Origin of the sequence: Tomitella biformata AHU 1821 (assembly GCF_000524475.1) — a bacterium.
Taxonomy (GTDB): Bacteria; Actinomycetota; Actinomycetes; order Mycobacteriales; family Mycobacteriaceae; genus Tomitella; species Tomitella biformata.
The window spans coordinates 59029-65878 of sequence record NZ_BAVQ01000079.1; the positions used below are offsets into that span (position 1 = coordinate 59029).

Consider the following 6850-nt stretch of genomic DNA (forward strand, 5'->3'; position numbering starts at 1 on the left):
TGGGCGAGCTCCCCGGCGGACTACTTGTGAACGACCATCACCGGGCATTCGGCCGAGCGCAGCACTTTGATGCTGGTGGATCCGAGCAGGAGCCCGGTGATCCCGCCCCGGCCCCGGCTGCCGACGACTACCAGTTGGGCGCCTTTGGCGCGATCGAGGATCGCCGCCTCGGGCCGGTCCATGACCACGCGGTGCTCGACATTCACGTCGGGGTATTGCTCGCTCCAGCCCGCGAGCCGTTGTGCCACCACGGTGTCCGCGATGGTGGCCTCGTCGAAGAGCTCGCGGACCTGGGTGACGGGGTCCATGGTGCTCAAGGGGAGATCGCTCCAGGCGTGCACCGCGATCAGCGTCGCGCCGCGCAGGGAGGCCTCCTTCATCGCAACGGCGAGCGCCGGCACGCTGTTCTCGGAGCCGTCGATACCGATGACCACGGGGCCGCTTACGGGCGGGGTCCCGTCCTCGGACGCACTGCGCACCACCACAACCGGGCATGGGGAGTGGCGGGCGATCAGGGAGCTCACTGAGCCCATGAAGGCGCTGGCGATGCCGCTGAGCCCGCGGGTGCCCACGACCATGACCTCGGCGGTCTCCGCGAGCCGGAGCAGCGCGGGGCCGGTGGCGTCGATGAGAACCTCGGAGGAGATGGCGATGTCGGGGGCGGCGTCGCGGGCGATCTGGGTGGCCTCGGCGACGATCCGGCCGCCCTCATCCTTGAGCGCGTCGAAGAAGTCCTGCGGCAGGTGTCCGCCCATGCCGTAGGCGACTGGCGCGCTCGCGGCGGAGGCGATCAGCAGCGGCGCCCCGTGCCGCGCCGCATGTTGAGCGGCCCAGCGGACGGCGGTCTGGGCGTGCTTAGATCCGTCGGTGCCGACAACTACAGGCTTTTGGCCAGACATGATTGTCTCCTGTCACGGTGGGGTCAGGCGCACATATTTGCGACGCCCACCTCATTCTGTCAGCACCGACGACCTTCCGCTAGACGCCGTGCGCTGAGACCTGAGCCCGGCTAATCCCCTGCTCATTAAGCGGGGCGAGCAGCTCGAGCGAGCGCAGCCACGCATCGCGGCGGACCGCCTGCGAGACGACGATGAGCTCATCCGCATCTGCGAGGGTGGCGAAGCTCCGCAGGTACTCCGCCACCTCGTCGGCCGTGCCGACACCGGTGTGGGTGGCCATCGCTCGGACCTGCGCGCCGGCTGGGGCCTCCAGGATCATGTCGGCCTCCTCATCGGTGAACTCGCGCCCGCGGCCGACGAGGGCGGACACCCGGCGACGCTTGGCCTCCTGGAACAGCTCCATCGCCTTGCCTGTGCTGTCCGCGGCGATCACGTTCACGCCGGCGATGACCCAGGGCGCGGCGAGTTGCGCGGACGGGCGGAACTCGCGGCGGTAGAGCGCGACGGCCTGCTCCAGCGCATCCGGAGCGAAGTGGGAGGCGAAGGAGTACGGCAGGCCAAGCATCGCGGCCAGTTGCGCGCCGAACAGCGACGAGCCCAGGATGTACAGCGGAACATGGGTACCGCGGCCCGGTGTGGCGTTAATCCCGGGGATGCGGGTCTCCTCGCCGAGGTAGGCCTGCAACTCCAGCACGTCCTCCGGGAAGTGGTCGGAGCTGCGGGGGTCCCGGCGCAGCGCGCGGAACGTCTTCTGGTCGCTGCCCGGGGCCCGCCCCAGGCCGAGCTCAATGCGGCCGGGATGGAAGGACTCGAGGGTGCCGAACTGCTCGGCGATGGTCAGCGGCGAGTGGTTCGGCAGCATGACCCCGCCCGCCCCGAGGATGATCTTCGACGTCCTGGCGGCCACCTGGCCGATGAGCACGCTGGTGGCCGAGGACGCGATGGTGGGCATGTTGTGGTGCTCGGCGTACCAGATGCGCTGGTAGCCCCACTCCTCCGCGCGCTGCGCCATGTGGACGCTGGCGTTAAGGCTGTCCGGCGTGCTCTCCCCTACGCCGATGGACGCGAGATCGAGAATGGACAGTTGATGATTCACCGTGGAGGGCCCTTCGCAGCGATTGTCAGGTCATGGCCTGACAACGCGGGCCGGACCGGGGATATTCCCTGGCCCGGCCCGCGTGGTCGGTGCTAGATGCGACGCACCAGCGCGGCGAGTGCCTGGCCGCCGCCGATGCACATGGTCACCACGCCGAGCTCCAGGTCGCGCCGGACCAGATCCTTGGCGACGCGCACCGTGAGGATCGCGCCGGTGGCGCCGACGGCGTGGCCGAGCGCGATTGCGCCGCCGTACGGGTTGACCTTCGCCGGGTCGAGCTTGGCGTCGCGGATCACGGCGATGGCCTGCGAGGCGAACGCCTCGTTGACCTCGAAGACATCAACGTCGTCCGGGGTGATGTTGTTCTGCTCGAACAGCTTTCGCAGTGCCAGCACGGGGGCGTAACCCATTAGGGACGGATCCATCGCGGCGGTGGCGACGGACTCGATGGTGGCCAGGCCGGTGAGCCCGCGCTCCTTGGCGACGGAGCCGCGGGCGAGGACGACGGCACCAGCACCGTCGTTGATGCCCGACGCGTTGCCGGCCGTGACGGTCCCGTCGGGCACGAATGCGGCACGCAGCTTGCCGAGCGTCGCCACGGTGGTCTCGGGCTTCGGGTGCTCGTCGAACTCGACGGTGACCGGGCGGCGGCCCCCGATGTGCACGGGCGTGATCTCCTCGGCGAACGCGGCTTTCGCGGCGTCGGTGGCGGCGCGGCGCTGCGACTCGACGGCGAACTCGTCCTGCTCCTGGCGGCTGACCCCGTACTCGCGCGCCACGTTCTCGGCGGTGACGCCCATGTGCTTATTGCTGAACGGGTCGGTGAGCATCCCGACGGTGCCGTCCACGAGGGACCGGTCCCCCAGCTTGTAGCCATTGCGGGCGCCGAAGTCGTAGAACGGCATCCGGGACATGCTCTCGTTGCCGCCGGCGACCGCAAGATCGACCCCGCCCCAACGCATTTGCATGGCGGCGGACCAGATGGCCTGCAGCCCGCTGCCGCACAGGCGGTTCACGGTGTAGGCGGAGGTGGAGTCCGGCATGCCAGCGGCCAGGGCGACGCGGCGGGCGATGTAGGCGTCCCCGCCCACCTGGCCGATGCAGCCCATGACCACCTCGTCGATCTGGTCGGCGGCCACCCCGGAGCGCTCCAGCGCCGCCTTCGCGGCGGTCGCGCCGAGCTCGTGGGCGGGCACGTCCTTCAACACGCCGCCGAAGCTGCCGACCGGAGTGCGGGCTCCGTCTACGAGGATGATGGGTTCGGATGCGGGCATCGGCACACTCCAAGCGTTCAGGCGTCGGCATATTCCGACAGATGGAACCTGCGCCGGTATCGTATCTGAGCGTGCGCTCAGCGCGGCAATCGTCGCCAGATGGGCTGCGGAACGACCCGCGCCACGGCGTACAGCGCGCGCAGGGAACCTGGCACCCACAGCACCCGTCGGCGGGCGCGCAAGCCCTGCACGACGGCATCCGCCACCTGGTCGGGGGTGCTCGACAGCGGCGCCGGGTCCAGGCCCTCGGTCATCTTCCCGATGACGAAACCCGGGCGGACCAGCAGCAACCGCACTCCGGTGCGGGCCAGCGAGTCGGCCAGTCCGGACGCGAACCCGTCCAGCCCGGCCTTCGCGGAGCCGTACACGAAGTTCGCGCGCCTCACTCGGATCCCAGCCACGGACGAGAACACAACCAGCTGCCCGCGCCCCACATAGCGCATCTGCTTGGCCAACTCGATCAGCGCCGTGGCTTGGGCGATGAAGTCGGTGTGCAGGATCGCGGCGGTGTGCGCGGAGTCCTCCTCGGCACGGTCTTGCTCGCCGAGGATCCCGAACGCGAACACCGCGAGGGCGGGCACCCCATGCGCGCGCGCCACCTCCTCGAAGAAGTGGGGATGTGCAGCGACGTCGTCGGCGTCGAACTCGGCGGTGACCACGTGCTGCGCCCCCGCCTCCGTCAATCTGGCGACCTCCGCCCCGAGGTCGTGGCTCCGGCGGGCGGCCAGGATGAAGGTTCTCGCCTCCACCGCGGTGGCGCGGGCCAGCCGCGTGGCGATCTCCATCCCGATCTCGCTACGGCCGCCGAGGAGCAGGACGGGACCGGGGACGGGGATGGGCGTTTTCGCTGTGCGCACCAGGCCAGTGTGACACCTTCGCGGCGCCCTATCGTGGCAACATGGCCATCGGACCGGAACAACTCAACTCGCCTGCCCTGGAATTCCTGGTGGCACGCCACCTCGCGACGCTGACGACTCTCCGCGAGGATGGCACCCCCCACGTGGTGGTCGTCGGCTTCACCTGGGACCACGAGGCGGGTTTGGCCCGGGTGATCACCAATGGTCCCTCGCAGAAGGTCCTCAACGTCCGCCGCGGCGGCTACGCCGCGCTGACCCAGCTCGAGGGTCCGCGCTGGCTGACATTGGAGGGGCCGGCGGAGGTGCTCGACGACGAGGTGTCGGTGGCCGACGCCGTCGAGCGGTACGCCGGCCGATACCGCCAGCCGCAGCCGAATCCCGCCCGAGTCGTGATCCAGGTGAAGGTGCAGCGAGTCCTGGGATTGCAGACGTTCCAGCGCTGACGAACTCCCGCCGCCACCGCTGCCCTGCCCCTGCCCCTGCCCGCGAGTTCGCCGCCCCTGTGTGGAGCCGCCGCGCTAGCAACCCCAGCGGCTCCACACAAAGGCAGCGGCTGTATTGGACGAGGCTCAGCCGGGCAGGACGCCCAGGGCGTGCGGACGGTTGTTGAGCCGCTCGCAGCCGTCGGCCGTCAGGACCACGATGTCCTCGATGCGGGCGCCCCAGTGGCCGGGGAAGTAGACACCCGGCTCGATGCTGAAGGCCATCCCCTCCTCCAACACCATGGAGTTGCCCGCGACGATATAGGGCTCCTCGTGCACCGACAGGCCGATGCCATGCCCCGTGCGGTGCACGAACGCGTCGGCCAGCCCGTGCTCGGCGAGCAGCGAGCGGGCCGCGGCGTCTACGGACTCCGCGGTCACGCCGGGCCGCGCCTGATCTACGGCGGCCTGCTGGGCGCGCTCCAAGATGGCGTACTGCGCGGCGATCTCTGGGCTGGGCTCGCCTAGGCAATACGTGCGCGTGCAGTCGGAGTTGTAGCCGGGGTCCACTGGGCCGCCGATATCGATCACCACCACGTCCCCGGTCTGCAGGACGCGATCCGAGACCTCGTGGTGCGGATCTGCCCCGTTGGGCCCAGATCCCACGATGATGAACTCCGGCGCCGTGTGGCCCTCCGCGACGATCGCGGCCGCGATGTCCGCGGCGACCTCGCTCTCGCGGCGGCCGACTCGCAGCCAATCCCCCATCCGCGCGTGCACGCGGTCGATGGCCGCGCCCGCCCGGCGCAAGGCCTCCACCTCCGCCTCGTCCTTCGACATCCGCAGCACACGCAGCACCGGAGTCGCCAAGACCGCTGCGCGCGAGGTCAACTCGGTGAGTGTGATCAGGTGCAGCGCCGGCAGGTAGGGATCGACGGCAATCGCGGCACCCGCCTGTTCGACGACGATGGCATAGGGATCCACGCCGTCGACCCAGTCCCGCACGGTCAACCCCAGCTCCGCGATCGCGGACTCCCGCAGCGCCGCCAGTTCCAGGCGCGGGACCACCACGGTGGGGGTCGCTCCGGAGGTGGGGATCACGAGCGCGGTGAGCCGCTCGAAGGAGTGCGCCCGCGAGCCCAGTAGATAGAGGAAGTCCGGGCCGGTGCCGATCACCAGCGAGTCCAGCCCCTGCGCCGCGGCGAGTTCGCGGGCGCGATCCAGGCGGGAGCGGTAAATGGCGGCGGGGAAACGGGAGGAGATTGCCTGATCTGTCATGGCAATGAGCTTATCGGCAATCGAATGCTGGCAGGATTGCGATCATGACCGCACCCCTGATGCTGCTCGACGCCGCCAGCCTTTGGTACCGCGCCTTCCACGCGCTCCCGGAGAAGCTCACCGCACCCGACGGCCGGCCCGTCAACGCGGTGCGCGGCTTCACCGACATGGTCTCCGCGCTGATCACCCAGGAGCAGCCGTCGCGCCTGGCGGTGTGCCTGGACCTGGATTGGCGCCCGAAGTTCCGCACCGACCTGGTGCCCAGCTATAAAGCGCATCGGGTCTCCCCCGATAATCCCCTCGCGGAGGACGCGCCCGCATCGCTGGGACCGCAGGTACCGATGATCATGGATGTCCTGGCCGCCGCGGGCATTGCCACCGCCGGCGCTCGGGGCTATGAGGCGGACGACGTGATGGGGACCCTCGCCGCGCGTGAGAGTGTCGACCCGGTACTCGTCGTGAGCGGGGACCGCGACCTGCTGCAGGTGGTCCGCGACGGCGAGGCCCCGGTGCGGGTGCTCTATGTGGGCCGCGGCCTGGCCAAGGCCGAGCGGTTCGGGCCCGCCGAGGTGGCCGCCAAATACGGGGTTCCCGTGGAGGGCGCCGGCCAGGCCTACGTGGAGATGGCCCTGCTCCGCGGAGACCCGTCGGATGGGCTCCCCGGTGTGGCGGGGGTGGGCGACAAGACAGCGTCGAAACTCATCCTCGAGTACGGCACGCTCGAGCGACTGCGGGCGGCGGTTGCCGATCCCGACTCGGCGCTGGCCGCCCGAGTGCGGGCGAAACTGGTGGACGCCCGCACGTATCTGGATGCGGGACTGCCTGTCGTGGAGGTCGCGACCGACGCCGATGTGGTGCTGTCCAAACCCGACGCGCTGCCCACGACCCCGGTCGACCCCGGCAGGCTCGCACAGCTCGCGGAGGAGCTGGGCATCGAGCGGGTGGTGGACCGGTTGATCCTGGCCCTGGCCAGCCGCCTCACCAGCTAGCAACGCCGGTGGGCCGGGCAGCGCCGTGCGCTCGC

The 6850-nt window shown here is 70.2% G+C and carries 7 protein-coding genes; 2 read left to right on the top strand and 5 right to left on the bottom strand.

What is annotated here, in order from left to right:
* Positions 1-20 precede the first annotated feature (20 nt).
* The 4 genes from TBIF_RS18985 to dprE2 all read right to left on the bottom strand — a co-directional run bounded on the left by TBIF_RS18985 (position 21) and on the right by dprE2 (position 4129).
* The gene (locus TBIF_RS18985; RefSeq protein WP_024796327.1) at positions 21-899 is read right to left on the bottom strand and encodes a universal stress protein; all 879 of its coding nucleotides are present in this window, start codon (positions 897-899) and stop codon (positions 21-23) included.
* Between the two features lie 79 nt (positions 900-978).
* On the bottom strand, positions 979-1995 hold the full coding sequence (locus tag TBIF_RS18990; protein ID WP_024796328.1) for an LLM class flavin-dependent oxidoreductase: 1017 nt from the start codon (positions 1993-1995) through the stop codon (positions 979-981).
* A 92-nt stretch (positions 1996-2087) separates the two neighbouring features.
* Complete coding sequence (locus TBIF_RS18995) at positions 2088-3269, bottom strand: thiolase family protein (protein ID WP_024796329.1); 1182 nt, start codon at positions 3267-3269, stop codon at positions 2088-2090.
* A gap of 77 nt (positions 3270-3346) precedes the next feature.
* Positions 3347-4129 (bottom strand): decaprenylphospho-beta-D-erythro-pentofuranosid-2-ulose 2-reductase, encoded by a 783-nt coding sequence (gene dprE2 / locus TBIF_RS19000; protein WP_439654243.1) that lies wholly within the window; start codon positions 4127-4129, stop codon positions 3347-3349.
* A 38-nt stretch (positions 4130-4167) separates the two neighbouring features.
* Here dprE2 and TBIF_RS19005 point away from each other — a divergent pair, with 38 nt between their 5' ends.
* A complete protein-coding gene (locus TBIF_RS19005) occupies positions 4168-4569 on the top strand; it encodes a PPOX class F420-dependent oxidoreductase (protein WP_024796331.1) in 402 nt (133 codons plus the stop codon).
* Positions 4570-4695: 126 nt separating this feature from the next.
* Here the strand turns inward: TBIF_RS19005 and TBIF_RS19010 are convergent, their stop codons facing one another.
* Positions 4696-5826 (bottom strand): M24 family metallopeptidase, encoded by a 1131-nt coding sequence (locus tag TBIF_RS19010; RefSeq protein ID WP_024796332.1) that lies wholly within the window; start codon positions 5824-5826, stop codon positions 4696-4698.
* Positions 5827-5870: 44 nt separating this feature from the next.
* Here TBIF_RS19010 and TBIF_RS19015 point away from each other — a divergent pair, with 44 nt between their 5' ends.
* Entirely contained in the window at positions 5871-6815 is a 945-nt protein-coding gene (locus TBIF_RS19015; RefSeq protein ID WP_024796333.1) for a 5'-3' exonuclease, read from the top strand.
* Positions 6816-6850: the final 35 nt, after the last annotated feature.

What these genes read in the sequence shown, in the direction of transcription:
- TBIF_RS19015 (WP_024796333.1), top strand. Translation starts at nt 5,871, where the DNA reads ATGACCGCACCCCTGATGCTGCTCGACGCCGCCAGCCTTTGGTACCGC.
- TBIF_RS19010 (WP_024796332.1), bottom strand. Translation starts at nt 5,826, where the DNA reads ATGACAGATCAGGCAATCTCCTCCCGTTTCCCCGCCGCCATTTACCGC.
- TBIF_RS18995 (WP_024796329.1), bottom strand. Translation starts at nt 3,269, where the DNA reads ATGCCCGCATCCGAACCCATCATCCTCGTAGACGGAGCCCGCACTCCG.
- TBIF_RS18985 (WP_024796327.1), bottom strand. Translation starts at nt 899, where the DNA reads ATGTCTGGCCAAAAGCCTGTAGTTGTCGGCACCGACGGATCTAAGCAC.
- TBIF_RS19005 (WP_024796331.1), top strand. Translation starts at nt 4,168, where the DNA reads ATGGCCATCGGACCGGAACAACTCAACTCGCCTGCCCTGGAATTCCTG.